The organism is Actinoplanes sp. NPDC023714, assembly GCF_040639855.1.
Taxonomy (GTDB): domain Bacteria; phylum Actinomycetota; class Actinomycetes; order Mycobacteriales; family Micromonosporaceae; genus Actinoplanes.
In genome coordinates this window covers 1-24,568 of sequence record NZ_JBFAAR010000014.1, presented here as the reverse complement: position 1 = coordinate 24,568, position 24,568 = coordinate 1, and the positions used below count along the sequence as shown (strand labels likewise).

General features: G+C 70.7%; 22 protein-coding genes. 10 read left to right on the top strand and 12 right to left on the bottom strand.

The window, feature by feature from the left end; all coding sequences use genetic code 11:
• Positions 1-75: 75 nt before the first annotated feature.
• Complete coding sequence (locus tag AB0G10_RS39170; protein WP_360934150.1) at positions 76-1,752, bottom strand: alpha/beta hydrolase-fold protein; 1,677 nt, start codon at positions 1,750-1,752, stop codon at positions 76-78.
• 290 nt (positions 1,753-2,042) lie between these two features.
• On the opposite strand from AB0G10_RS39170, the gene AB0G10_RS39165 reads away from it, so the two are divergent.
• Positions 2,043-2,906, top strand: coding sequence for a GDSL-type esterase/lipase family protein (locus AB0G10_RS39165; RefSeq protein ID WP_360934147.1), 864 nt, complete (start codon positions 2,043-2,045; stop codon positions 2,904-2,906).
• 79 nt (positions 2,907-2,985) lie between these two features.
• Positions 2,986-3,681 carry a hypothetical protein gene (locus AB0G10_RS39160; protein WP_360934145.1) on the top strand — a complete coding sequence of 232 codons (696 nt, stop codon included), beginning with the start codon at positions 2,986-2,988 and terminating at the stop codon, positions 3,679-3,681.
• 8 nt (positions 3,682-3,689) lie between these two features.
• Here AB0G10_RS39160 and AB0G10_RS39155 read toward each other — a convergent pair whose 3' ends face one another.
• Positions 3,690-4,109, bottom strand: coding sequence for a protein-tyrosine phosphatase family protein (locus tag AB0G10_RS39155; protein WP_360934142.1), 420 nt, complete (start codon positions 4,107-4,109; stop codon positions 3,690-3,692).
• A 45-nt stretch (positions 4,110-4,154) separates the two neighbouring features.
• Here AB0G10_RS39155 and AB0G10_RS39150 point away from each other — a divergent pair, with 45 nt between their 5' ends.
• The 3 genes from AB0G10_RS39150 (at position 4,155) to AB0G10_RS39140 (ending at position 9,428) form a co-directional block, all read left to right on the top strand.
• Positions 4,155-5,390 carry an MFS transporter gene (locus AB0G10_RS39150; protein WP_360934139.1) on the top strand — a complete coding sequence of 412 codons (1,236 nt, stop codon included), beginning with the start codon at positions 4,155-4,157 and terminating at the stop codon, positions 5,388-5,390.
• A 562-nt stretch (positions 5,391-5,952) separates the two neighbouring features.
• Positions 5,953-7,578 carry an arginine--tRNA ligase gene (gene argS, locus AB0G10_RS39145; RefSeq protein ID WP_360934136.1) on the top strand — a complete coding sequence of 542 codons (1,626 nt, stop codon included), beginning with the start codon at positions 5,953-5,955 and terminating at the stop codon, positions 7,576-7,578.
• Between the two features lie 59 nt (positions 7,579-7,637).
• Positions 7,638-9,428: a 5'-nucleotidase C-terminal domain-containing protein gene (locus AB0G10_RS39140; RefSeq protein WP_360934134.1), complete on the top strand. Its 1,791-nt coding sequence runs from the start codon at positions 7,638-7,640 to the stop codon at positions 9,426-9,428.
• 29 nt (positions 9,429-9,457) lie between these two features.
• Here the strand turns inward: AB0G10_RS39140 and AB0G10_RS39135 are convergent, their stop codons facing one another.
• From AB0G10_RS39135 to AB0G10_RS39125, 3 genes are all read right to left on the bottom strand, one after another.
• The gene (locus AB0G10_RS39135; RefSeq protein WP_360934131.1) at positions 9,458-10,057 is read right to left on the bottom strand and encodes a hypothetical protein; all 600 of its coding nucleotides are present in this window, start codon (positions 10,055-10,057) and stop codon (positions 9,458-9,460) included.
• Between the two features lie 76 nt (positions 10,058-10,133).
• Positions 10,134-11,570, bottom strand: a complete 1,437-nt coding sequence (locus tag AB0G10_RS39130) for a serine/threonine-protein kinase (protein ID WP_360934128.1) — start codon at positions 11,568-11,570, stop codon at positions 10,134-10,136.
• 145 nt (positions 11,571-11,715) lie between these two features.
• Complete coding sequence (locus AB0G10_RS39125; protein WP_360934125.1) at positions 11,716-12,108, bottom strand: hypothetical protein; 393 nt, start codon at positions 12,106-12,108, stop codon at positions 11,716-11,718.
• Between the two features lie 284 nt (positions 12,109-12,392).
• Here AB0G10_RS39125 and AB0G10_RS39120 point away from each other — a divergent pair, with 284 nt between their 5' ends.
• The gene (locus AB0G10_RS39120) at positions 12,393-12,743 is read left to right on the top strand and encodes an STAS domain-containing protein (RefSeq protein ID WP_360934122.1); all 351 of its coding nucleotides are present in this window, start codon (positions 12,393-12,395) and stop codon (positions 12,741-12,743) included.
• Positions 12,744-12,755: 12 nt separating this feature from the next.
• Here AB0G10_RS39120 and AB0G10_RS39115 read toward each other — a convergent pair whose 3' ends face one another.
• The 4 genes from AB0G10_RS39115 to AB0G10_RS39100 are packed head-to-tail and all read right to left on the bottom strand — an operon-like array spanning position 12,756 to position 15,871.
• Positions 12,756-13,592 (bottom strand): 5'/3'-nucleotidase SurE, encoded by an 837-nt coding sequence (locus AB0G10_RS39115; protein ID WP_360934119.1) that lies wholly within the window; start codon positions 13,590-13,592, stop codon positions 12,756-12,758.
• A gap of 26 nt (positions 13,593-13,618) precedes the next feature.
• On the bottom strand, positions 13,619-14,563 hold the full coding sequence (locus AB0G10_RS39110; RefSeq protein WP_360934117.1) for a PfkB family carbohydrate kinase: 945 nt from the start codon (positions 14,561-14,563) through the stop codon (positions 13,619-13,621).
• A 56-nt stretch (positions 14,564-14,619) separates the two neighbouring features.
• On the bottom strand, positions 14,620-14,916 hold the full coding sequence (locus AB0G10_RS39105; protein ID WP_360934114.1) for a hypothetical protein: 297 nt from the start codon (positions 14,914-14,916) through the stop codon (positions 14,620-14,622).
• A gap of 40 nt (positions 14,917-14,956) precedes the next feature.
• Positions 14,957-15,871, bottom strand: a complete 915-nt coding sequence (locus tag AB0G10_RS39100; RefSeq protein ID WP_360934111.1) for a cation diffusion facilitator family transporter — start codon at positions 15,869-15,871, stop codon at positions 14,957-14,959.
• Positions 15,872-16,004: 133 nt separating this feature from the next.
• Here AB0G10_RS39100 and AB0G10_RS39095 point away from each other — a divergent pair, with 133 nt between their 5' ends.
• Entirely contained in the window at positions 16,005-16,946 is a 942-nt protein-coding gene (locus tag AB0G10_RS39095) for a superoxide dismutase (protein ID WP_360934108.1), read from the top strand.
• A gap of 255 nt (positions 16,947-17,201) precedes the next feature.
• Here the strand turns inward: AB0G10_RS39095 and AB0G10_RS39090 are convergent, their stop codons facing one another.
• Positions 17,202-19,322 carry an AAA family ATPase gene (locus AB0G10_RS39090; protein WP_360934105.1) on the bottom strand — a complete coding sequence of 707 codons (2,121 nt, stop codon included), beginning with the start codon at positions 19,320-19,322 and terminating at the stop codon, positions 17,202-17,204.
• 188 nt (positions 19,323-19,510) lie between these two features.
• Positions 19,511-20,467 carry an alpha/beta hydrolase gene (locus AB0G10_RS39085; protein ID WP_360934102.1) on the bottom strand — a complete coding sequence of 319 codons (957 nt, stop codon included), beginning with the start codon at positions 20,465-20,467 and terminating at the stop codon, positions 19,511-19,513.
• 169 nt (positions 20,468-20,636) lie between these two features.
• Here AB0G10_RS39085 and AB0G10_RS39080 point away from each other — a divergent pair, with 169 nt between their 5' ends.
• Entirely contained in the window at positions 20,637-21,245 is a 609-nt protein-coding gene (locus AB0G10_RS39080; RefSeq protein WP_360934100.1) for a carbonic anhydrase, read from the top strand.
• A 106-nt stretch (positions 21,246-21,351) separates the two neighbouring features.
• Here the strand turns inward: AB0G10_RS39080 and AB0G10_RS39075 are convergent, their stop codons facing one another.
• Positions 21,352-21,678, bottom strand: a complete 327-nt coding sequence (locus AB0G10_RS39075) for a hypothetical protein (protein ID WP_360934097.1) — start codon at positions 21,676-21,678, stop codon at positions 21,352-21,354.
• 245 nt (positions 21,679-21,923) lie between these two features.
• On the opposite strand from AB0G10_RS39075, the gene AB0G10_RS39070 reads away from it, so the two are divergent.
• Both AB0G10_RS39070 and AB0G10_RS39065 read left to right on the top strand, forming a co-directional pair.
• Positions 21,924-22,415, top strand: coding sequence for a DUF3145 domain-containing protein (locus AB0G10_RS39070; protein ID WP_127547232.1), 492 nt, complete (start codon positions 21,924-21,926; stop codon positions 22,413-22,415).
• 211 nt (positions 22,416-22,626) lie between these two features.
• A complete protein-coding gene (locus AB0G10_RS39065) occupies positions 22,627-24,372 on the top strand; it encodes a glycoside hydrolase family 3 N-terminal domain-containing protein (protein ID WP_360934093.1) in 1,746 nt (581 codons plus the stop codon).
• Positions 24,373-24,568 lie beyond the last annotated feature (196 nt).

Here is a 24,568-nt window from a genome sequence, read left to right as displayed (position 1 = left end):
CAGGCCCGGTGCTGTGCGGATCCACAAGATCGGGGGAGAGCGGGGAGGGCGGGGAGGGCGGGGCGAGCGCGGCCGTCACGGCCAGCGGTAGGCGTCCCTGTGCTTCTTCGGCTCCTTCGGCTGCTTCACCGGGTGGGCCGCGAACTGCTCGGCGTGCAGCCCGAACGACCGGTCCAGCTTCGGCATCCAGTAGGCGTCGCTGTGGTTGCCGGCGCCGAGCTGGTAGTCGTGCTTCACGCCCTTGCCCGCCAGCAGCGTGCTCATCTGCTGGGCGGCCACGCCGAACCGGTACTCGTCGGAGTCGCCGCCGTCGAGGTAGAACCGGTGCCGGTTGAGGTCGGCCGCGGACATCCCGGCGACCAGGGTCAGCGGGCGCAGGCCGGCGTTCGCGGCCCGCTCCTCGGTGGTGCCGATGAGCGGTGCGAAGCTGAGCGCGCCCATGTGGCTGGCGATCGAGCTGAACAGGCCGGGGTTGGTGAGGCCGATCGTGAACGCGCCCTGCCCGCCCATCGAGACGCCGCTGATGCCGCGGTGCTCGCGGTCCGGGATCGTCCGGTAGACCCGGTCGACCATCGGCACGATCTCCTTGACGATCATCGACTTGAAGTTGCCCTCGGAGGTGTCGACGTACCAGCCGCTCTGCCCGTCCGGGAAGACCACGATGGCGTTGACGCCGAGCTTGTCCAGGACGGCGTCGATGTCCCGGGCCTCCCATTCGATGTTGCTGCCGTTGAAGCCGTTCAGCATGTAGACGACCGGGAACCGCTCGGCCGTGGTTCGGGTGTAGTTCTTCGGCAGGTAGACGTTGAACTGCACGCGCCGCTGCATCGCCGCGGAGGCGTAGTCGTCCCGGAAGAACCGGGCGTGGTCGCCCAGCTCGACGTCCTTGCGGGGGTCGAGGTAGAGCAGCTCACGGGTGGTGGGCAGGCCGGTCCAGGTGCGGATCGTGTCGACCACGAGCCGGCCCTGACCGTCCACGAACACCTCGGCCTGGCTGTCGGTGAGCGTGACCCTGCCGTTCTTGAGCAGCGCCTTCAGCTCGGTGATCCGGCGGTCGGCGGTGTCGCCCTGGTGGAAGAATCCGGACGCCAGCGTCGAGGAGTAGGCGCGCCAGTCGCCTGCGGCGACGGCGCGGTGCTGTTTGTTCAGCACGGCGCATGCATGGGCCAATTGGGTACGGGTGGCAGCCGTCCCGGTGATGCCGGCGAGCGTGCGCAGCCGCGCCTTCGAGTAGAGGCCGACCGGTCCCTGGTAGAAGCCGCCGCCACCGGTGCCGTCGTAGACCCGGACCGCGATGGTGTTCGTCGTGCCCCAGCGCAGCAGGCCGTCCGCCGGGTAGTACTCCCGCGGCACCTCCCACGTCGAGTCGAACTTGGGCGGGAAGCCGCCGGTCCGGCCGATCTCGGTGCCGTTCAGGAACACCTGGTCGGCGTCGTCGATCTTGCCGAGCGCCGCGATGATGTTCGCGTCGGCGACGCCGGTCGGGCGGGCCGGCAGCGTGAAGGTCTTGCGGTACCAGGCGAATCCGTCGTACCCGGACAGGTCGGTGTGGTCGCCCCAGTTGTCCGGGACGCTCCAGTCCCGCCAGCCGGAGTCGGCGAACGCCGGATCCGACCAGGCCGTGTCGTCGCCGGTCGTGAACTTCCAGCCGGAGCCGGCCAGATCCACGCCGAAGTCGACCGAGCCGGTGGTCGCGCAGGAGGTGTCGGGGGAGTGCTTAGGGCCTGCTGAGGCCGATGTGGGAACGTTCACACACGTCAGCGAAAGGACTAGGGTGCCCAGCAGGGCGGTGAACGAACGACGGGAACGGTGCGCGGATGGTGACATCGAGCCTCTCCTGGAAGCTTTGTTCACAAGAACACACACGAAACGTGGTGTTCGCACACTCGCAACATTCAGCGTCGATGTCAACAACTTGATTTTGTCCGGCTCAGGCCGGTTGAAAGGGCGATGTGCGTCTTTGTTGCATCGCTCCCGGCGTCGTGCCATAAATCGGTGGGATCTGGGCATCGGCGGCAGGGCTGTCATATCGTTCGGGAACTATGCTTCGTCGCTGGCAGGTCCCGGTCCTGGCGGTTCTCGCCGCCGTCGCGATCGCCTGTGAGGGCGCGGGCGAGGCCGCCCCGGAGCCCTCGAAGAGCGCCCGGTCCTCGCCGGCGAGCAGCCGCTATCCGTCCTCGATGGCCGCTCTCGGCGACTCGATCACCGCGGGGCTCGGCAGTTGTCTCGCCTTCGTGGCCTGCGGCCGCAACTCCTGGTCGACCGGCGCGGGCAGGGCCGTGGAGAGCCACTACCGGCGGATCCTCGACGAGAACCCGAAGATCAAGGGGAATGCGGACAACTTCGCCGAGCCGGGGGCCGAGGCGGACGCCCTGGCCGGGCAGGCCGACCGGGCCGTGGACGCGAAGGCGCAGTACGTGACGATCCTGATCGGAGCGAACGACGCCTGCGCCGGCCGGGTGGAGAACATGACGGCGGTCCGCACGTTCCGCCAGGAGATCGACCGGGGGCTCAGCAGGCTGAAGAAGGGCCTGCCGAAGAGCCGGGTGCTGATGGTCAGCATCCCGGACCTCTACCGGCTCTGGGAGGTCGGCAGCCGGGACGAGGACGCCGCGCGGGTCTGGAGCGACGGCCGGATCTGCCCGTCCATGCTCGCCGCCCCCACCTCGAAGGCGGCCGCCGACGAGGAGCGCCGGCGGGCCGTCCGGGACCGGATCGACGCCTACAACGAGCAGTTGCGCAAGGCCTGCAAGGCGTACGGGAAACGGTGCCGCTGGGACGGCGGCCGGGCGCACGAGGTGCGATTCACCCTCGACCTGGTGAACGAGATCGACTACTTCCACCCGAACGCCGAGGGCCAGAACGAGCTCGCCGACGTGGTGTATCCGGGCCGATTCACCTATTAGAGCGTTTTGCGAGGGCGTTCCAGCGGTAAGTATGGGTGCGCACGCGGGGGATCGGTCACTGAGGAGAGAGGACCCCCCGATGGCTGATTGGGTTCTGGTGCCCTGCCTGGTGCGGTTGCGCACCGAGCTGAACGAGATAGCCCCCGGCCGGGACAAGACCAGCGACGGCACCATCGGCGACCGGGCACATCAGGCCAGCGTGTCCGATCACAACGACGACGAGGTCGGCCGGGTGCCGATCCGGGACGCGGACGCCAAGCACGAGGTGCACGCGTTCGACGCGGACGATGATCTGCGTACGCCGAATCTGACCATGGAGATGGTCGTCCAGCACATCCTGCGCCGTTGCCGCAGCGGCGCCGAGAAGCGGCTGCGCTACATCATCTACAACCGCCGGATCTGGGAGGCGTCGAACGGCTGGCGGCAGCGTTCGTACTCCGGCGCCAGCCCGCACACCGAGCACGCGCACTTCAGCGCCTCGTACGAGACCAAGCACGAAGCCTCGACGGCTTCCTGGCATCTGGAGGACATCCCCGTGGCACTCACCGACGCCGACAAGAAGTGGCTCTCCGCCCAGATCGACGCGGCGGCCACCAAGGCCGCCGAGCGGGTGTGGAAGACGAAGCTGAACATCGCCGTGCAGCCGGGCGCGAAGCCGAGCCTGCAGGAGGCCGGATCGATCCTGCGGTACACCTCGAGCGAGCACCACAACATCCTCGATGAGGTGGAGGACCTCCGAACCGAGGTCCAGAAGGTCCTCTCCGAGGAGGGCTGACCCCACCCCTAGCCGAAGCGCTCGACGAATCTCCGCTGCCAGGGCGTCTCGACGGCGCGGGGATGGTAGTTGCCCCGCACGAACGTCACCGCCTCGCGGGGCTGGATTCCGTCCAGCACCGCGAGGCAGGCCAGCGCGGTCCCGGTCCGTCCCCGGCCGCCGCCGCAGGCCACCTCGACCCGCTCATCCTCACTGCGGCGCAGGCTTTCGATCAAAACCTCTCTCAGGTACGAGGGATCGGCCGGCAACCGGAAGTCGGGCCATCGCACCCAGTGGCTCTCCCAGCCGAACTCGGGCGGCGCCGCGCCGAGCAGATAGATTCCGAGCTGGGGCGGATGCCCGGACGGCATGGCGTCGCGCAGGCCACGGCCCCGGACGAGCCGCCCCGACGGCAGCCGCAGCACCCCGGCGCCGGTCAGGTCCCACATATCTCGATCGTAGTCACGCCTCCCGGCACGTAAGGTGCTCCCCTTGTGAGCACGCTCGTCCAGACCTTCCTCCCCGCCCGGCTCGGCATCGGATTCCGGTGGCTCCTCGCGTCCTCCTGGACCACCAACCTGGGCGACGGCATAGCCGCGGCGGCCGGCCCGCTGCTCGTCGCGTCGCTCACCGCCGACCCGATCCTGATCTCGATGGCCGCGCTGCTGAACTGGGCGCCGCCGCTCCTCTTCGGCCTGTACGCCGGGGTGCTCTCGGACCGGCACAACCGCCGCCGGATCGTGCTGACCGCCAACGCGCTGCGGCTCGTCGTGCTGGCGGCACTGATCGCCCTGCTCGGCGCCGGGCAGCTCACGGTGCCGGGCGCGCTGATCGGTCTCGGTCTCATCTCGACGGCCGAGGTCTTCGCCGACAACACCACCTCGACGCTCACCCCGATGCTGGTCCGCCGCGACGACCTGGTGATCGCCAACGCCCGGCTGCAGACCGGTTTCATCACGCTCAACCAGCTGGCCGGCCCGCCGATCGGCGCGGCGCTCTTCGCGGCCGGCCGGGTCTGGCCGCTGGTCACCGAGGTGGTGCTGGTCATGGCCGGGATGCTGCTGGTGTCCCGGGTCGCGCTGCCGCCGCACGGCCGGCACGCGGACGCCGCCGGGACCGTCGGGAGCGTCCGCCACGAGATCGCCGAGGGCGTCCGCTGGGTGGTCCGGCATCCGGCCGTCCGTACCCTCTGCCTCACGATCTTGATCTTCAACCTGACGTTCGGGGCGGCCTGGTCGGTGCTGGTGCTCTACGCGAGTGAGCGGCTGGGACTCGGCGCTGTCGGGTTCGGCCTGATCACCACGGTCGGCGCGGTCGGCGGCATGCTCGGCACGGCCTGCTACGGCTGGCTGACCGCCCGGATCAGCCTCGGCAACCTGATGCGCATCGGCCTCACCATCGAGACGCTTGTGCACCTGGCGCTGGCCCTCACCACGTCGCCCTGGGTGGCGCTGCCGGTCTTCTTCGTCTTCGGCGCGCACGCGTTCGTCTGGGGGACCACCTCCACCACGGTCCGCCAGCGGGCCGTCCCGTCCCACCTCCAGGGCCGGGTCGGCAGCGTGAACACCATCTGCGTCTACGGCGGCCTGGTGATCGGCTCGGCCTTCGGCGGCGTGCTGGCCACCCACTACGGCATCGCCGCGCCGTTCTGGGTGGCCTTCGCCGGCTCGATCGTCTTCCTGATCCTGCTGTGGCCGCAGTTAACCCGTATCGCCCACCAGGACCACTGACGCCCCCTCCCGCGTGTTGACTTCAGGTGCAATCCGAACCCCCACTCAACACGCACCCGGGGTGCCGCCGTTGCGTGTTAGGTCCGGGCGCGATTCGAACCTCAACTCAACACGCGAGGTCTGGGGCGTCCGTGCGTGTTGAGTTCGGGTGCGAATCGAACCTCAACTCAACACGCGAGGTCTGGGCGGTCGCTGTGTGTTGAGTTCGGGTGCGAATCGAACCTCAACTCAACACGCGAGGTCTGGGCGGCCGCTGTGTGTTGAGTTGGGGTGTGATCCGGACCCGAACTCAACACGCACCGGGGGTGCCGCCAACGCGTGTTGAGTGGGGGTGCGATGCGGACCTGAAGTCAACACGCGATTCGGGTGGCGGGAACTCGCGGGCGGGCTCGGCGGGCAGTCGTTATAGTCGCCGCATGTTCTGCTTCAGCGTGCGACGCCGGCGTTCCCCGGACCGCCGCTGAAGCCATGCGCATTCCCCGGCGGGTCATCCCGCCGGTGGGAGTCCGCGCGCCGGTCGATCGACCCGCCTCCTCGTTCCCGCGAACCGATGAGGCCGACCGTGAATCTCGAACAACTCCTGTCCGACCGGCTGGCGCCCGCCCTCGAAGCGGTCGCCGGTACCCCCGTGGACCCGGCCGTCCGGGCCTCCCCGCACGCCGACTTCCAGTCCGGGGCGCCGCTCGCGCTGGCCCGCACGCCTGGCACCCTGACCCTGGGCCGGCCGCCCCGGGAGATCGCCGCCGAGGTGGCCGCCAAAGCGGATCTCGCCGACCTGGCCGAGATCGTCGTCTCCGGGCCGGGATTCCTCAACCTGACCGTTTCCGATCAGGCTCTCACCGAGGCGCTCGACGCGATCGACGACGAGCGGATGGGCGTCCAGCCGGTGGGCGCTCCGAAGAGGATCGTCGTCGACTACTCCGGCCCGAACGTCGCGAAGGAGATGCACGTCGGGCACCTGCGCTCCACGGTCATCGGCGACGCCCTGGCCCGGATCCTCGAGTGGCAGGGGCACGAGGTGCTGCGGGTCAACCACCTCGGCGACTGGGGCACGCCGATGGGCATGCTGATCGAGCACCTCGTCGGCGAGGGGGAGGACGACTACGACCTGACCGCTTTCTATCAGCGGGCGCGGGCGAAGTTCGACGCGAGTGAGGAGTTCCGGAACCGGGCCCGGCTGCGGGTGGTCGCGCTGCAGTCCGGCGATCCGCGGACCCGGGAGCTGTGGCGGCGGCTGGTCGAGCGGTCCGAGCGGGCGTTCCTGGCCGTCTACGACCGGCTCGGGATCACCCTGGGGCCGGACGACTTCGCGGGTGAGAGCGGCTATCAGGACGCCCTGGCCGGGGTGGTCGCCGATCTCCGCGCCCGGGGTCTGCTGGTGGAGAGCGGCGGCGCGCTCTGCGTCTTCCCGCCGGGAGGGTCAACCCCCTTGATCGTACGGAAGTCCGACGGCGGCTACGGCTACGCGGCGACCGACCTGGCCGCGATCCGGCATCGGGTCCGGGACCTCGGCGCGACCGACCTGCTCTACGTCGTCGGCGCGCCGCAGCGGGAGCACTTCCGGATGGTGTTCGCGGTGGCCCGGATGGCCGGCTGGCTGCCGGAATCGGTCAGCGCCGAGCACATCGGGTTCGGGTCGGTGCTCGGCGCCGACGGGAAGATGCTGAAGAGCCGGTCCGGCGAGACGATCAAGCTGGCCGGCCTGCTCGACGAGGCGGTGGCGCGGGCCTCGGCGCCGGAGATCGGCCTCGCCGCGATCAAGTACGCCGACCTCTCCGGCGACCGGCGCGGCGATTATGTGTACGACGTGGACCGGATGCTGGCGTCCAGCGGCAACACCGGGCCCTACCTCCAGTACGCGTACGCCCGGGTGAGGTCGATCTTCAAGCGGACGGACGACGTACCCGGAAAGGTCTTGATCTCGCACCCGGCGGAACGTGCCCTCGGTCTCGCGCTGCTCGGGCTGGAACCCGCCGTGCGCAGCGCGGCGGAGCTGCGGGAACCCCATCGCCTCGCGTCCTGGCTGCACGACCTCGCCGCGACGTTCTCGGTCTTCTACGAGAGGTGCCCGGTGCTGAGGGCGGAGCCGGCCGTGCGGGCGAGCCGGCTCGCGCTCGCCGACCGGACCGCCCGGGCGCTCCACATCGGCATGTCCCTGCTCGGTATCCCGTCGTTGGAGCAGATTTGATCTTCATGCAACACGGCATCGATCGACCGGAGCCCTATCGAACGTTTAGGGTCCGGGGAATGACCCTTCTCTCCGGCGTATCGCGCCGTAGCGTGCTCGCCGCCTCGGCGGCGTCCGTCGCCGCGCCGCTCGTCTTCTCCGACGCGGCACAGGCCGGTGGACGCAAGCCCCCCGCGTCGCCGACGTTCCGGCTCACCGTGCTCGGCACCTCCGACACCCACGGCAACGTCTACAACTGGGACTACTACTCCGATAAGGAGTACGACGACAGCGCCCACAACGACGTCGGCGTGGCGAAGCTCGCCGCGCTCGTGAACAAACTGCGCGACGAGGCGACCGGCCCGGTCCTGGTCCTCGACGCCGGCGACACGATCCAGGGCACGCCGCTCGCGACCTACTACGCCAAGCAGGAGCCGATCACCACGACCGGTGAGAAGCACCCGATGGCCCGCGCCATGAACGTCCTGCACTACGACGCCGTGACGCTCGGCAACCACGAGTTCAACTACGGCCTGCCGCTGCTGAACCTCTGGATCCGCCAGCTCGGCTTCCCGGCCCTCGCCGCGAACGCGGTCAGCGCGAAGTCCGGCCGGCCGGCCTTCACCCCGTACGTGATCAAGAAGGTCTCGCTCGGCCGGCACGCGCCGACCCTGCGCGTCGGCATCCTGGGCCTGACCAACCCGGGCTCGGCCATCTGGGACCGGGCCAACGTCGAGGGGAAGATCGAGTTCCTCGACATGATCGCCACGGCGGCGAAGTGGGTGCCGATCATGCGGGCCCGCGGCGCGGACATCGTGCTGATCTCGGCGCACGGCGGCGACAGCGGCACCTCGAGCTACGGCGACGAGCTGCCCAACGAGAACCCGACCGCGCTCATCGCCGAGCAGGTCCCAGGCATCGACGCGATCCTCTTCGGGCACGCCCACCGCGAGGTGCCGGAGCGGTTCGTCACCAACCTGAAGACCGGCAAGCAGGTGCTGCTCTCCGAGCCGTCGAAGTGGGGCCAGCGCCTCACCAGGATGGACTTCGACCTGGTCCGCGACCGCGGCGGGTGGAAGATCACCAAGGCCGCGGCCGCGTCGCTGAACACCAACACGGTCGAGGCCGACCCGAAGGTGCTCGCGGCCGTGCGCAAGCAGCACGAGAAGACCGTGAAGTACGTCAACCAGGTCGTCGCCACCTCGACCGAGACGCTCTCCGCGGCCTCCTCCCGGTACGAGGACACCCCGATCCTCGACTACATCAACAAGGTGCAGACCGACACCGTCACGGCGGCGCTCGCGGGCGGCCAGTACGCGAACCTGCCGGTCCTGTCGATCGCCGCGCCGTTCAGCCGGACCGCGGTCTTCCCACAGGGCGACGTCAAGATCAAGGACGTGGCCGGGCTCTACATCTACGACAACACCCTGGAAGCCGTCGTGATGACCGGCGCCGAGGTGAAGGCCTACCTGGAGTACTCGGCCAAGTTCTTCGTGACGCTGGCGCCGGACGCCCCGGTGAACACCGAGACGATCAGCGACCCGGCGGTGCCGGACTACAACTACGACGTGTTCTCCGGCGTCGACTACGACATCGACATCAGCAGGCCGGTCGGCAGCCGGATCACCCGCCTGCAGATCGGCGGCGCCGACGTGGCGGCCGACGCCCAGTTCGTGGTGGCGGTGAACAACTACCGGCGCTCCGGCGGCGGCAGCTTCCCCGGCATCGTGAAGACCCAGGTCTACAACGCGCAGCAGGAGATCCGCCAGCTCCTGATCGACTGGGCGCAGGCGAAGGGTTCGATCGACCCGGCCGACTTCTTCGTCAAGAACTGGCAGCTCGTCCGGAACGGCGTGCCGATCACGTTCTGACGCTCGGTCGTCCAGCTCAGTCGTCCAGCTCAGTCGTCCAGCTCCCAGTTCCCGTTCGTGTCGGCGGAGACGAAGACGGAAGTCTTCGCTCCGTCGACCTTCGTGAACGAGCAGACGTAGGTGCGCAGCCCGTCGGCGTTCCGGTCGCCCTCGGGCGTGCACGACGGGTCGGCCACGGTGGCGCCCACCGACTTCGCGATCCGCCCGTCGCCGAGGATCGTCTCCTCCAGGGAGGCGGTCAGCGACTTCTCCTCGAAGTGCCGGTAGGCTGGCCACGCCACGCCGTAGGCCACCGCCGACCAGAACGCCGCCCCGATCACCAGGGTGGCGCCGAACGCGATCCAGTAGCGGGACCGCTCGTGGCCGAACCGGCGGGCCCGGCCGGCTCGGCGCATCGCCGGGATGACGCCGAGCACGCTCAGGAAGAACGTCCAGGCCGCCACGGGACGCCAGGAGGGCGCCGGCGGCCGGCCGGAGAGGTGCACCTCACCGGGGAACCGGACCAGCAGCTGGCCGTGCTTGTTCGCGGGCGAGCCGTAGGGCGGGACCAGGCCGTCGAAGGGCTGCCGCACCTCCGGTGGCCGCGCGTCGGCGGGATGATGCTGAGCCCACGGTGGAGCTTCTGTCATGTGAAGGCCTTCCCCGGTAGCGGCACGGTTGCAGCCGCGCCCCGATCCATCGGCCCGGGCCCTCACGACATGAGGATTACGACGTCGGCTCGGCCCCGCCGGGCGGCGTAGTGGTGGTGTTCGTGGGCTCCGGCTCTTCCGGCTCTTCCGGGTCGTCGGTGGTCGGCTGCGTCGCCGGCGTCGTGGTCGGCGTCGCGGGCGTCGTGGTCGGCGCCGTGGTGGGCTTGGTCGTCTCGGCCTCGCTCGGCTCCGGCGAGGGGGACGCGGACGACGGGGACGGCGACGGGCTCGCCGACGCGGACCGCTGCGGCCGCCGCGACGGCCGGTAGCTGGTGGCCACCTCGGACGGCTCGGCCTCCTCGCTCGCCTCCGGCGGCAGGGTCTCCTCGATCACGTTCTCGTTCTGCTTCGTCGGCGAGGTCACCGGCGACTTGTCGTCGCCCTGGTTGAGCAGGAAGACCACGCCGAGCGTGCCGGCCAGCGCGAACAGCGCCAGGATCGCGAACATCAGCCCGCGCTGGGCGAGCGGCTGCGACGACCGGGCCGCGGTCATCGGAACCGGGGCGGGCGCCGGGGAGACCGGCATCTGCGGCGGGAAGTTGCGCGGCCTCGGCACCTGCCGGGTCGGCGCGGCCGGGCTGAGCGGCGCCACCATGGCGGTGCCGGTGAGCCGTTTCCAGTCCATCGGGCCGGCCGCCGCGAACGCCGCCTCGGCGAACTCGGCGGCGCTCTGGAACCGGTCGGCCGGCTGCTTCGCCATGGCCCGGGCGATCAGGTGACGCACCTCGACCGGCACGTGCTCGGGCAGCGGCGGCGGCTCGTCCTCCAGGTGGCGCAGGGCGACCTGAAGAGCGTTCTCCCCGTCGAACGGCGGGTGCCCGGCGATGCAGTGGTAGGCCACGGCGCCCAGCGCGTAGACGTCGGTGGCCGGCGTGAGGTCACCCTTGGCGACCTGCTCGGGAGCCATGTAGAGGGCGGTGCCGACGATCGCGTTGAGGCCGGTGACGCTGGTCAGGGCGTTGGACCGGGCGACCCCGAAGTCGATCAGGATGACCGCGCCGGTCGGCTTCACGATCAGGTTGCCGGGCTTGATGTCGCGGTGGACGATCCCGGCCTCGTGCGCGGCGTGCAGCGCGTCGGCGGCCTGCGCCACGATCGACAGGGTCTCGGTGACCGGGATCGGCCCCTCTTTCACCCGGCTCGACAGCGGCTCGCCCTCGACGAACGCCATCACGAGGTAGGCGACCTTCTCCGGGCCGGCGTAGTCGCCGTCGCTCGCGTAGTCGTAGACCTCGACGACGCCCGGGTGCCGGAAGGTGGCCATCATCCGGGCCTCGCCGTAGAACCGGGTGGCGAACTCCGGGTCCTCGAGCATCGCGGTGCGGAGCACCTTCACGGCGACCGTGCGGCCGAGCACCACGTCGGTGCCGCGCCAGACGTCACCCATCCCGCCGGTCGCGATGCGATCGTCCAACCGGTACCGGTTGTCCAGGAGATCTCCGGCACTGAGCACCAGTGGGACCTTATCTGATCGGGCGGCCCAGCCAGGGTGCCGCGGGAGGAAGCCGAATGCCGCTCAACTGTACAGATCAACGCCACTTCGTGGGAGGTGGCGACAGTCGGCTTCGCGCCCGTGTGCCGGAGGACACTTCCGCTGGTCAGCGCTCGTCGTACGTAGGGGTGACGACGACTGCCGTCTCGGCCAGTTCGAGCTCCTCGTTCTCGGCCTGCCGCTCCTGGGCGGCCCGCGCCGTGCTCGCGGCTGCCCAGCCTGCGGCGAGGCCGGCGAGGCCGACCGCGACGATCAGCCCCCACGGCCGGGACGGCCTGTTGCCGGCCAGCGCGCTCGCGGCGGCGTTCGCCCGGGCCCAGGCCTCGTCTGTGACCGAGCTCACCCGGTCACCCGCCTGGCTCGCGGCGCGTCCGGCCAGCTTGCGGCCCTTGCGCCCGGCCTTCCCGGCGCCCGACTCGGCGGCGGTCATCGCCGAGGTGAGGTACTCCCAGGCCTGCTCGGCGGTACGTTCCGCCCGATTCTTCCTGTTCCACGACATCGGTAACCTCCTGCGTCGGCCTGAGGGCCATGGTGCCCCAGGTCGGGGCGGGACAAACGTCCGGTGTGGACGTCATCACGGTTCGAAAACGATTTGACGGGGCGCAGTACTGTTGACCACGTTCACACGGGCCACTCAGGCGACTGACAGGTTCGGGGCCTAACCTTTCGTTCGGATTCACCGAACCTTCCGGGGGAAGTCCTGCGGTTCTCGTCAACCGGCCTGGATGACCTGCGAACAGAGGAACAACGCCCGGAGGAGCCGGGCGGGTGGAGGGAAGAGGCGTGACGCTGTCGATAACGACGTCGACGCTGGCCGACGGTGCCGTTGAGGTCTCGCCGCGCGGCGAGATCGACGTCGAGAACGCGTACGAGATCCGTGAGGCGGTGGGCGCGCAACTCGCCGACGCCAGCCCGGGCCGGATCGAACTCAACATGCAGCATGTGACCTTCATCGACTCCGTGGGGATCAGCGCCCTGGTGGCCGCGTTCCAGCTCGCCGGGGTCAGTGGCGTCAAGCTCGTCGTCACGCGGCCCAGCCGCTTCGCGCACCGGCAGCTGTGGGTCACCGGCCTGCTGGGCCTCTTCGGCAACCCGCAGCCCCACGAAGACGCGGTGACCGCCGCGGGGGCGTGACGCCCCCGCCGATCAGATGGCCGGGCCGTGCACGCGGACCGAATCGACGTTGATCCTGATGTCGGTGTCCTCGTGCGGGGCCCGGATGGGCGTGACCACGGCGAAGTTCTCGGCGAGAGCGGCCAGGTCACTGCCCGGTTCCAACTCCTCCTCGGCGGCCTGCACGGCCGTCCGGACGAACCCCTCGCCGGCCTCGGCGATGCTCATCTGCACCTGGCCGAACCGCGCCAGGTGCGCCTGCCGCAGCCCTCGGATGCCGTCCACGTGCAGGTCCGGCACGTTCAGGTTGAAGACCGTCCCGGGCGGGGTGTGCAGCAGCGACGGGATCATCCGCACCGCGAGGTCGGCCCCGCTGCCCCAGTGGTGCTGCTCGTCGTCGATCCGGTCGAGCGCCGCGATGGCCGCGCCGCCGCTCTCCGCCGACGCGGCCGCCGGGGTGAGCACGTCCAGCGAGACGGCCAGCCCGCGCAGCCCGGCGTGCGAGGCCGTGAGCGTGGCGCCCACGGTGCCGGAGTGCACCACCGCGGCGCCGGCGTTGGCGCCCCGGTTGATGCCGGAGATGACCAGGTCCGGCGGCGGGCCGAAGGCCTCCCGGAGCGCGAGCAGCACGATGTAGGCCGGGGACGCGGCCACGCCGTACGCCGGGACGTGCTTCGCCCCGTTGAGCTCGCGCGGCTCGGACACGATCTTGCCCTCGTGCACGACCGCGGTCATCGCGGCGCTGCTGCCGCTCGCCTCGCTGAGCGGGGCCGCCACGACCACGTCGTAGCCCTCGTGGGCGACGGCGCGGGCCAGCCAGCGGATGCCCGGCGCCTCGATGCCGTCGTCGTTGGTGATCAGAATTCTCATCGAGGGCTGCCTACCCGGGTTCGAGCTCATGATGCCTTCTTCATCGGAGTCAGTTCGACTCGTTCGGTGAGGACCCGTACCGCGTCGACGTGCCCGGTGCCGAGCCCGTGCCGGGTGACGTTCAGGGCGCCCGCCGCCGCGCCGGTGCGCACCGCCTCCTCCATCGGGCCGCCGTTGGCGAGGGTCGCAGCGACGCCGGCCGTCATCGAGTCGCCGGCCCCCCGGTGCTCGGCCGGGGTGAGCCGGGGCAGCGCCACCGAGTAGATCTCGCCCTCGATCAGCGCGAGCGCGCCCTCGTCGGCCCGGGAGACCAGCACCGTCTCGGCGCCCTCGTCGTGCAGGTGCTGGAGCGCCTTGACCAGCGAGGCGGTGGACCCGTCCGGCGCGGTCCCGTCCGCGATCAGCTCCTCATGGCTGATCTTCAGGACCGAGATGCCGGCCTTCAGGACCGCGGCGAGGTGGTTGCTGCACAGGTCGGCGATCACCCGGCAGCCGTTGGCCCGCAGGTCGGCCGCGAGCCGCCCGTAGACCTCCGGCTTGATCACCGAGGGGTGTGCCGGCCCGCTCAGGATCGCGATCCCGGCGCGCAGGCCCTCGGCGAGCGTCAGGTTGTAGAGCTCGTCGAGCTCGTGCCGGGACAGCGGGGTGCCCGGCCGCTCGGCGATCTCCTGACGCGTGCCGCCGCGGCGGTCGTGCACGTACCAGCCGCTGCCGTGCTCGCGCATCACCAGGCGCAGGGTCACGCCGGGCAGTTCCGCGAGCAGGGGACTGAGCACGCGGCCGACCTCGCCGCCGGCGGCGGCGCAGAGCGTCACGTGCGCGCCCAGCGACGTGATCATCCGGGTCTGCCAGATGCCCTGGCCACCCGGATGGACGTGCAGTTCGGGCTCATCGTGGTGTTGTTCGATGGTCACCGTCAGCTGGGGGGCCGGCGCGAAGACCATGACCCGGCCGTCACTCATGTCTCGCATTGTTATCTTTTTGCGCATCCGCCGTGGCTGATCGCAAAAGAAACAGTTGTCCCGCTTTACGACTCCAGGCTCCGGCTGGTCAGATCCCGGACCCGATCGGTCAGCTCGGGATGCACGCGGAGGAACTCCTCGAGCCGGACCCGCCACTTGCCCGCCTCGAGGTCGTACGGCGTCCGGTCGAGCTGGCCGGCCAGGACGTCGTGGGTCCGCATCAGGGGGTCGTAGAGCTCCGGGCCGAGCAGGTGGTGGACCTCGGAGGCGAACTCGTGGTGGCGCGGACCGGCGGCGGCCTGGACGAAGGCCCGGGCGGCATCCCAGATCACGCGGGGCTGGTGGACGACCGTCGTTGACATACGTCGATCATCGCGCGCCGGGTGTGATGATCGCCACCCCTCACCAGCCGGTCGGGGTACAGTGCCCGCCCACGCCGGCCGGCTCGATCTGGAGCGTGGCGTGGTCGATGGCGAAGTCCTCGTGCAGCGCCTCCCGGGCCACGTTCAGCACCGTGCCGAGTTCGGCGGCCGGTTCCAGCCGCAGGTGCGCGGAGGCGACGTCCATGCCCGAGGTGAGCGTCCAGACGTGCAGGTCGTGCACGTCGGTGACGCCGGGCAGCGAGGCGAGCCGCTCGCGGACCGCGCCGACGTCCACGTGCTCCGGGGCGGCCTGGACCAGGATCCGGATCGCCGACCGGCCGAGGGCGAACGTGCGCGGCAGGATCATCAGGGCCACGATCACGGCGACGATCGGGTCCGCGTACTGCCAGCCGGTGAGCCAGATGACCAGCGCCGCCACGATGACGCCGGCCGAGCCGAGCAGGTCGCCGAGCACCTCCAGGTATGCGCCACGCACCCCGATGTTCTCCCGGGCGCCCGCGTGCAGCAGCCGGAACGCGGCCAGGTTCGCGACCAGGCCACCGGCCGCGACCAGCAGCATCCAGCCGCCGGGCACCTCGGGCGGGTCGGTGAACCGGCGCGCCGCCTGCACCAGCACGTACCCGGCGACCAGGGTGAGCAGCGCCGCGTTGGCGAGCGCGGCGAGCACCTCGAGGCGGTAGAGGCCGAACGTCCGGCCCGAGTGCCGGCCGGCCCGGCCGGCCGCGGTGATCGCGGCGAGCGTCATGGCGATGGCGAGGACGTCGGTGAACATGTGCCCGGCGTCGGAGAGCAGCGCCAGGGAACCGGTGAGCCCGGCCGCGACCGCCTCGACGATCATGACGGCGGTCAGCACGACCGCCGCCCACCACAGGGATCGGCGGTGCCGGGCGCCGCTGTGCCGGGCCCGGGCGCCGTGGTCGTGACCGGCTCCCATGTCGTTCACCTTCCGTCGTCCGGCGGCCCGTCGCTAAAAGATGTTCACATTGCAACTGACTGCAACCGGTTGTGCCCGCCGGTTCGCCGGGTTGGAATCTCTATGACTCCGTCCGCAACGGAAAGGAAGTTTCGTGCTTCGCCGTACCTTTGCGAACGCCCTCCTCGGCACCGCTCTCGCGGTGACCGTAGCCGCCACGCCCGCCGCGGCGGCCCACTCCAAGCCATCGCACCACCCGTTTCCCAGCACAATCACCCTGCCGAGCGGTTTCCAGCCGGAGGGCATCGCGATCGGCTCGAAGCCGTTCGCGTACTTCGGCTCCCGCGTCGACGGCGACATCTACCGGGTCGACCTGCGCACCGGGAAGGGCCGCACGTTCAGCGAGGGCCCGGGGACCGCGTCGCTCGGCCTCAAGGTCGCCGGCGACCGGCTCTTCGTGGCCGGTGGCGCCGGCGGCGACGCCCGCGTCCTGGACCTGCGCACCGGTGAGGTGCTGAAGTCCTACCAGCTCCAGCCGGCCGGGACGACGGCCTTCATCAACGACGTGATCGTCACCCGGGACGCGGCCTGGTTCACCGACTCGCGCAACGCGGTGCTCTTCAAGCTGCCGTTCGGCCGGCACGGCAAACTCCCCGAGCGGGCGGTCGCGGTGCCGCTCACCGGCGACTTCACGCTGGCCGAGGGGAACAACGCCAACGGCATCACCACGACGCCGGACGGACGAGCGCTCATCATCGTGCAGTCCAACACCGGCTCGCTGTTCCGGGTGTCGTACTCCGGGGTGGCCCGCAAGATCGATCTGGGCGCCACCGAGACGCTCGTGAACGGCGACGGGCTATGGATCAAGGGCAGGATTCTGTACGCCGTGCAGAACCGTGCCAACGTGATCGCCAAGGTCGAGCTGGACCGCGCAGGGACCGCGGGCACCGTGGTGTCCCGGACCGGCAACCCCGCTTTCGACGTGCCGACCACGATCGCCGAGTACGGCAAGCGCTTCTACCTGCCGAACGCCCGCTTCACCACCCCGCCGACGCCGGAGACGCCCTACAACGCGGTGGCCGTCCCCATCCCGTAACCGGCCTCAGCCCGCACCCCGCACCGCTCGTCTGCCGCCCCACTCGTCTGCCGCCCCACTTGTTCCGCGATCTTGTGGATTTCCGCGGGAACGGTCCTGCACAACTTCACAAGATCGCGGCGAGGGGCGCGCGGCTCCAGCCGGCAGGGGCTTGCGGCGCCCCGGTTTGCGGCGCCCTCCTTGCGGCGATCTTGTGGAGTTCGGCAGGAACGGGCCTGCGGAACTTCACAAGATCGCGGGGGAGGGGCTGGGCGGCTACAGCCAGTCGGGGGTGGTGCCTACCGTGGTGAGGCGTTGGGTTGCTCGGGAGAGCGCCACGTAGAGGGTCCGGACGCCGGCCGGGTCGATCGCGATCTGGGCCGGCTCCACCAGGACGACGGCGTCGTACTCCATGCCCTTGGCCTCCAGCGCGGTCACCACCTGGACCCGCTCGGGCAGGCCGGCCACCCAGCCGGCCACCTCGGGCTGCCGGGGTACCGGCATGATCACGCCGATCGTGCCGTCCACCTCGGCGAGCTGCTTTTCGGCCAGTTCGCGGACCGCCTCCGGCAGCGCCGCGGCGGAGGTCACCACGTCGGCCGGTTCGACGCCGGTGCTGCGTACGGCCGAGGGCAGCGGCAGGTCCGGCATGATCGTGCGGATCACCGAGGCGGCCACCGCGAAGATCTCCGACGAGTTCCGGTAGTTCGTGGTCAGCGCGTAGCTGTTGCGCTTGCGGGTGCCGAGCGCGCGGTCGCGGGAGCGGTCCAGCTCGGCCGGGTCGCCGGCCCACGCGGTCTGTGCCGGGTCGCCGACGATGGTCCAGGACGCGTACTGACCCCGGCGACCGATCATCCGCCACTGCATCGGGGACACGTCCTGCGACTCGTCCACGACGATGTGCGCGTATTCCCGGTAGTCCTCCTCGCGCTGGACCTGCTGAGCGCGGGCCGCCGCCTGCCGGTCCGCGTACGTGCTGACCTCCTGGATCCCGTCCCGGACGTGGAACGGGTTCTTGGTCTTCCGGGCCGGCTTGCGGGGGCGGCCCATCAGGTCGTCCAGCTCGTCCAGGAGCGCCACGTCGGCGATGGTCGGGCCCTCGGCCTCCAGGGCGTCGAACGACCCCTGGAGAGTGGCGATCTCGTCCCGGGAGAGGAGGCCGTTCGCGTACGCCCGGAGCCGTCCCCGGTCGGCGAGCCAGCGCAGCACCCGCATCGGGGTGAAGCGCGGCCACCAGGCCTTCAGGAACTCGCGGAAGTCGGTGCGGTCGGCCAGCTCGGCCTCGAACTCGCGCTTCTCCGGCAGCCCGGTCACCTTGTGGTCGCGGGCTTGGGCCCAGAGCGCGTCGAAGATCCGGTCGAAGCCGGTGCCGCGGACCTCGTTGCGGCGCGCGCCCCGGGGCAGCGCCTGCCGGCGGATCTTGTCGAGCGCCGCGGCGTCGAGCCGCAGCAGGGTGCCGCGGTAGAGCAGGCGCAGCTCGGTGGGCGCTCCGGGCACCGCGTCGTGCGAGGCGCGCTCCAGCACCCGCCGCATCCGCAGCGAGCCCTTGACCGCGGCGACCTCGCCGGGGTCGACGCGGGTGGCGTCGTAGCCGGGCACCAGCGAGCCGAGCGAGCGCAGCGTCGCGGTGTCCTCGCCGAGCGAGGGCAGCACGGTCGCGATGTAGTCCACGAAGACGCCGGACGGGCCGATCACCAGGATGCCGCCGCCGGCGAACCGGCTGCGGTCCGAGTAGAGCAGGTAGGCCGCCCGGTGCAGCGCCACCGCGGTCTTGCCGGTGCCCGGGCCGCCGGTGACGATCGTGATGCCGGAGGCGGGGGAGCGGATCGCCTCGTCCTGCTCGCGCTGGATGGTGGCGACGATGTCGCGCATGCCTCGGCCGGTCGCCTTCGCGAGGCTCGCCATCAGCGCGCCGTCGCCGACCACCCGCATGCCGTCCGGCGCGGCGTCCGGGTCGAGCAGGTCGTCCTCGATCCCGGTGACCCGCTCGCGGCTCGACTGGATCATGCGGCGGCGGACCACGCCGAGCGGGTCGGCCGGGGTGGCCCGGTAGAACGCCGCGGCGGCCGGGGCGCGCCAGTCCACGACGAGCGGCTTCGAGTCGGCGTCGCGGATGCCCATCCGGCCGACGTAGTGGGTCGCCTCGGTCTTCAGGTCGAGCCGGCCGAAGACGAGCCCCTCGTACTCGGTGTCGAGGGCGTGCCGGCGCCGGGCCGCGTGGAAGACCATCGCGTCGCGCTCGACGAGGGCGCCGAAGGTGCCCACGCCGGCCAGCTGGTAGCCCTCCTTCTCGGCCCGGGAGGCGTCCCGGCGCAGCTCGCCGAGCCGGGCGTAGACCCGGTCGACGTGCTGCTGCTCGACCGCGATCTCCTGTTGCAGGACGGTGGCGTCGCTCAAGTCGGCTGTTCTCCCTCTCATGCCCGCGCCAAGGGGCAAACCTCCGCGCACCACCAGCGCTCGCGCGAAGGGGGCAATCGAACTTACTCCTGCGCGCCGGATCGCGTCGAACGGCCCCGGGCACCGAATCTCCCAGGATTGCCGCCGGAGCGTCGCCGGGCAGGCATTTCGGCCGAAACGGGAAACGACTAAGCCGCCTCGCGGCAGCGGGCTGTGGTCTTCCGCACGGCGCGCTGCGCCCGCTTCGCCTCCCGGGCGGCCCGCCGGACGATCGTGACGAGCGCGCCGGAGACCTGATCCGGCCGCTCCAGCGGCAGCATGTGGCCGGCGCCGGGCAGCACCTCCAGCCGGGCGCCGGGCAGCGCGCCGGCGATCGACTCGGCGCAGGCCGCCGGGGTGAGCCGGTCCCGGTCGCCGACCAGGATCGTGGTCGGCACGTCGGGGAGGGCCGCGAGCGTGTCCAGGCGCTGCTGGGCGCCGACCGACTCGCGGAAGCCGCCGATCGAGCGCAGCGAAGCCCGGCCGATGCCGCCGAGCGTCACCTGGAGCGCCTCGCCGGCGCAGTCGTCGCCGAAGAGCAGCCACTGGATGGCCGGGCGCAGGGCGGGCAGCATCACCCGGTGCGGGCGCCACGCGCCGGAGCGGGCCAGCACCCCGGCGCCGATCGTCTCCCCGGCGCGCAGCAGCGTGGCGACGCGATCGGGCAGGCCGTACCGGGTGTGGGTGTGGCCCTCCGCCGTGGTGGAGACGAAGAGCAGGCCGGCCACCCGGGAGGCGAAGTCGTCCGGGTGCCGGTGGGCGTACTCCATGATCGTCATGCCGCCCATGGAGTGACCGGCGAGGACCACCGGGCCGGTCGGCGCGAACCGCCGCAGCACCTCGGCGAGGTCGTCGCCGAGCTGGTCGAGGGTGGCCGAGTCGAGCCGGGTGTGGCCGGAGCGGCCGTGCCCGCGGGTGTCGTAGGCGATCACCCGGGGAGCCTTGTGGCCCATCTCGCCGAGCGCCGCGATCTGGTCACGCCAGATCCGGCGGTCCAGGCACCAGCCGTGCAGCAGCACGACGGTAACCGCCGCGTCGGCAGGGCCGGAAACGGTCACGTGCAACCTGACGCCGTCGGCGAGGGTGATCTCCGAGCGCTCGGACATGGGCACCTCCGTGGATGTCACGGCCCCGTAGTACCCACGGGTAATAATCATCACCCCCGATCACGGGTATTACCAGCATGTTTCGTCAAGACTTTCGGCTCTTCCCGGCTGGACAGTGAGTTACCTCGCAATCACTTTCCCGGCGGCCGTCAACAGCGAAAATCTGTACATGGCTGCGATCCGAGAAGCCCAGGTCATCACCCCCGCCGAGGCTTACAGCAAGCTCATCACCGGCAACAAGCGTTTCGTGTACGGGAACCCCCGCTACGGTCACGATGTGAACCTGGCGGCGGCGACCGCGAGCGGACAGCAGCCGCACTCGCTGGTTCTCGGCTGCATCGACTCCCGGGTGCCGCTCGAGGCGATCTTCGACCAGTCGTTCGGCTCGATCTGCGTGGCCCGCTCCGGCGCGCACGTGCTGGACCGCTCGCTGATCGGCTCGGCCGGCTTCGCCGTGGCGTCGCTCGGCGTCTCGCTGGTGGTCGTGGTGGGGCACAAGCGCTGCGGGGCCGTGAACGCCACCGTGCAGGCCCTGCGCGAGGGGACCGTCTCCGACGACGAGGTGGGATACCTGGTCGAGCAGCTGGCGCCGGCGGTCCGCGAGGTCGGGCTGGACGACGAGGACGCCGCCGAGAAGGCGATCCGCGCCCACGTGATCCGGACCACCGAGCGGCTGCGGAAGGTGGAGACGATCGCCGAGCCGATCGCGGCCGGCAAGCTCAACGTGGTCGGCGCGATCTACGACCTTGACAGTGGCTGGGTGGAATTCTTGTCCTGATCTTCGGGAGGCTCAGCCTGTCCTGAATCAGCCTGTCCCGATCTTCAGTAAGTGCGAAAAGGCGCCTCCCGGTCGAAACCGGGAGGCGCCTTTCAGCGTGTGGTGCTCAGCCCTCGAAGACGCCGGCGTCGGCGAGACGCTTCTCGGTGGCGTCCCAGCCGTGCTCCGGGCTGACGGCGTGCAGCGAGTTGATCTCGGCACGGATCTTGGCGCCGTGACCCGCGGCGGCCAGCACCCGGATCTCCTCGACGAAGGCGTCGGAGTCGGTCGCGAGGTGGGTGGTCTTGCCGTTGGTCAGGTTGCGCACGTACGCGAAGCGGCCGCCGGCGAGCGGGATGAGGTACTTGTACTCACCGAGAACGCTGAGGGCGCCGCCCGATCCCTGGCCGGCGCGGACTGATGCGCGGGCGGTCTTTGAGGTGTTGCTCGCCACGGCGGAACTCCTTGGAGGAAAGCTGAAAGAGCAGAAAAAATGCCGTGGCAACTCTACACGACGGCTGGTGGACCATACCGTCAGAGCAGGTACGGGCGTTGCACTGGGTATGCCACTACGGCGAGTCCCATAGTCGATGTTGCGGATTCTCTGGCGCACCATCCGTACCACCCGGCATCATGGGACACGATCAACCGCGGTCGAGGTCGTAGGGGAAGACGCACCTCGGTCTCCGGGAGGTCACCGTGCCAACGTGTGGCGTCGTATACGTCCACTCGACTCCACTCGCCGTGTGCCAGCATGTCGAGTGGGCGATCGCGCGCGTCCTGACCGCGCCGGTCAACCTGCAATGGACCGTGCAACCGGTCGATCCGAGCATGCGCCGAGCCGAGTGCAGCTGGACCGGTCGGGCCGGTACTGGCGCCGAGCTGGCTGCTGCCCTCCGGCAGTGGCCAATGATCCGTTTCGAGGTCACCGAGGAGCCCAGCGCGGGCGTCGACGGCGAGCGGTTCATGCACGTCCCCGGCCGTGGCCTCTTCCATGGGGTGATGGGCGCTTCCGGAGACATCCAGATCGGCGAGGACCGGCTGCGCTCCATCATGACCTCGGTGCGGGCGCCCGAGGCGCTGGCGCATGCCCTGGACAAGGCGCTCGGCACGGCGTGGGACGCCGAGCTCGAGCCCTACCGCTACGCCGGCGACGGTGCCCCAGTGACACTGCTCACCCGGGTCGGCTGACCGCGGCCCGCGGGACGGCCCGGGCGGGCCGGACCCGCGCTGCGATCTGGGACGGCCCGAGCGGGCCGGACCCCGCCGCGATCTGGGACGGCCCGGGCGGGCCGGACCCGCGCTGCGATCTGGGTAAACGGGCGAATACCGCGACTGGTGACACACCGGCTACCGGTGGTTCTCGGGGATAAAGTGGCGACGCTCGCCATGAGCTGGTTCGATGGCGGGCGTGAAAAACCTGCTCCGCGCCGCTGTGGCCGTACCCTTGCTGCTCTTGACCGGAGCGTGCGGGAACGATGAGCCGGCGCCGACGGCAACCACCGCGACGTCGGCGCCCGCGGCGTCGCCCTCGCTCGCCGAGCCGTCGGCCAGTGCCGGTCTGGTGATCAACGCCGATCCGGAGGCGCGCGCGGCCGAGGTGGTGACCCGGCTCAGCGACGAGGACCTGGCCGGGCAGGTGCTCATGCCCTACGCCTACGGCAGCTACGCCACCTCGGTGGACAAGGCCGCCGCGTCCGGCAACCAGACCCTCGCCGGCGTGAACACCCCGGCCGAGATGATCGAGAAGTACCGGCTGGGCGGCCTCATCCTGGTCGGCTTCACCCCGGACGACCCGACCGGCGACACCAACCCCACGACCAACGTGGAGAACCCGAAGCAGGTCCGCGAGCTCACCCGCGGCCTCCAGCAGGCCGCCCTCAAACTGCCCGCCGCGGCGCCGCTGATGATCGGCACCGACCAGGAGTACGGCGTGGTCACCCGGATCACCGAGGGCGTCACGCTGCTGCCGTCGGCGATGGCGGCGGGCGCGGCCGGCCAGCCCAGCCTCACCGAGGTGGCCTGGCGCGCGGCCGGCGAGGAACTGGCCGCCATGGGCATCACCGTCGACTTCGCCCCGGTCGCCGACACGCTGTCGGCCAAGGGCGGCGGGCTGATCGGCTCGCGCTCGTTCGGCTCCGACGCGAAGGCGAACGCCACCCAGGTCACCGCCGCGGTGCGCGGCCTGCAGGGCGCCGGCGTGACGGCCACCCTCAAGCACTTCCCGGGGCACGGGCACACCAGCGGGGACAGCCACGACGAGCTTCCGGTGATCAAGCAGAGCCGGAAGGACTGGGAGTCGCAGGACCTGCCGCCGTTCCGGTCCGGGATCGAGGCCGGCGCCGGCGTGGTGATGTCCGGGCACCTCGACCTCGAGGCGGTCGACAAGGGCACGGCCGCCACGTTCTCCCACAAGATCATGACGGACGTGCTGCGCAAGCAGCTCAAGTTCACCGGCGTCGCGATCAGCGACGCCATGAACATGGCCCCGGCGAAGAAGTGGCCGGCCGGGGAGGCCGCGGTGCGGGCGCTGAACGCCGGCAACGACATGCTGCTGATGCCGCCGGACATCGCGGGCGCCCGGGACGGCATCGTCGCCGGCCTGAAGAGCGGCAGCCTCAAGCGGGAACGCCTCGTCGAGGCGGTCACCCGGATCCTCACCCTCAAGTTCCGTACGGAGATCCGCAACCAGCCGGGCCTCGACGTGATCGGTTCGGCCGCGCACGCCCGGTCGGTGGGCGCGCTGGACGCCGCCTCCATCACGGTGCTCCGCGGCAAGTGCTCCGGTCCGCTGATCAACGGTGGGGTCACCGTCACGGCGCCCGCCTCGCGCGAGCTCGCCCGGGTGAACCTGGTCCGGGCCCTGCAGGACGCCGGCGTGAAGGTGCAGGCCGACAACGGCGCCAAGATCAGACTCGTCGGGTACGGGGACTCGCAGGTCGACCTGGACGACTCCGCGGCGATCACCGTGATGATGGACGCGCCGTCGCTGCTCGGCCTGTCCCGGTCGCCTACGCTGATCGCGACGTACTCGTCGAGCAAACTCTCGCTCACCGCCCTCGCCGCGGTGATCGCCGGCAAGGCCAAGGCGCCGGGCAGGTCGCCGATCGAGGTCCCCGGCCTGAAGCGCAGCGCCTGCGTGAAGTGATTTCGCGGCGCCCTCTTCCCGCGATCTTGTTGATTCGCGGCCCTCTGCCCTCGCTCTCCCCGCGATCTTGTGAAGTTCCGCGGACCCGGTCCTCTGGGGTTTCACAAGATCTGTGAGGTTTGGTGTCAAGCGGTGGCTTCGAGGATGCGCCAGATTTGGCGGGTTATGTAGCGTTTGAGACTGCGGGTGACCTCGC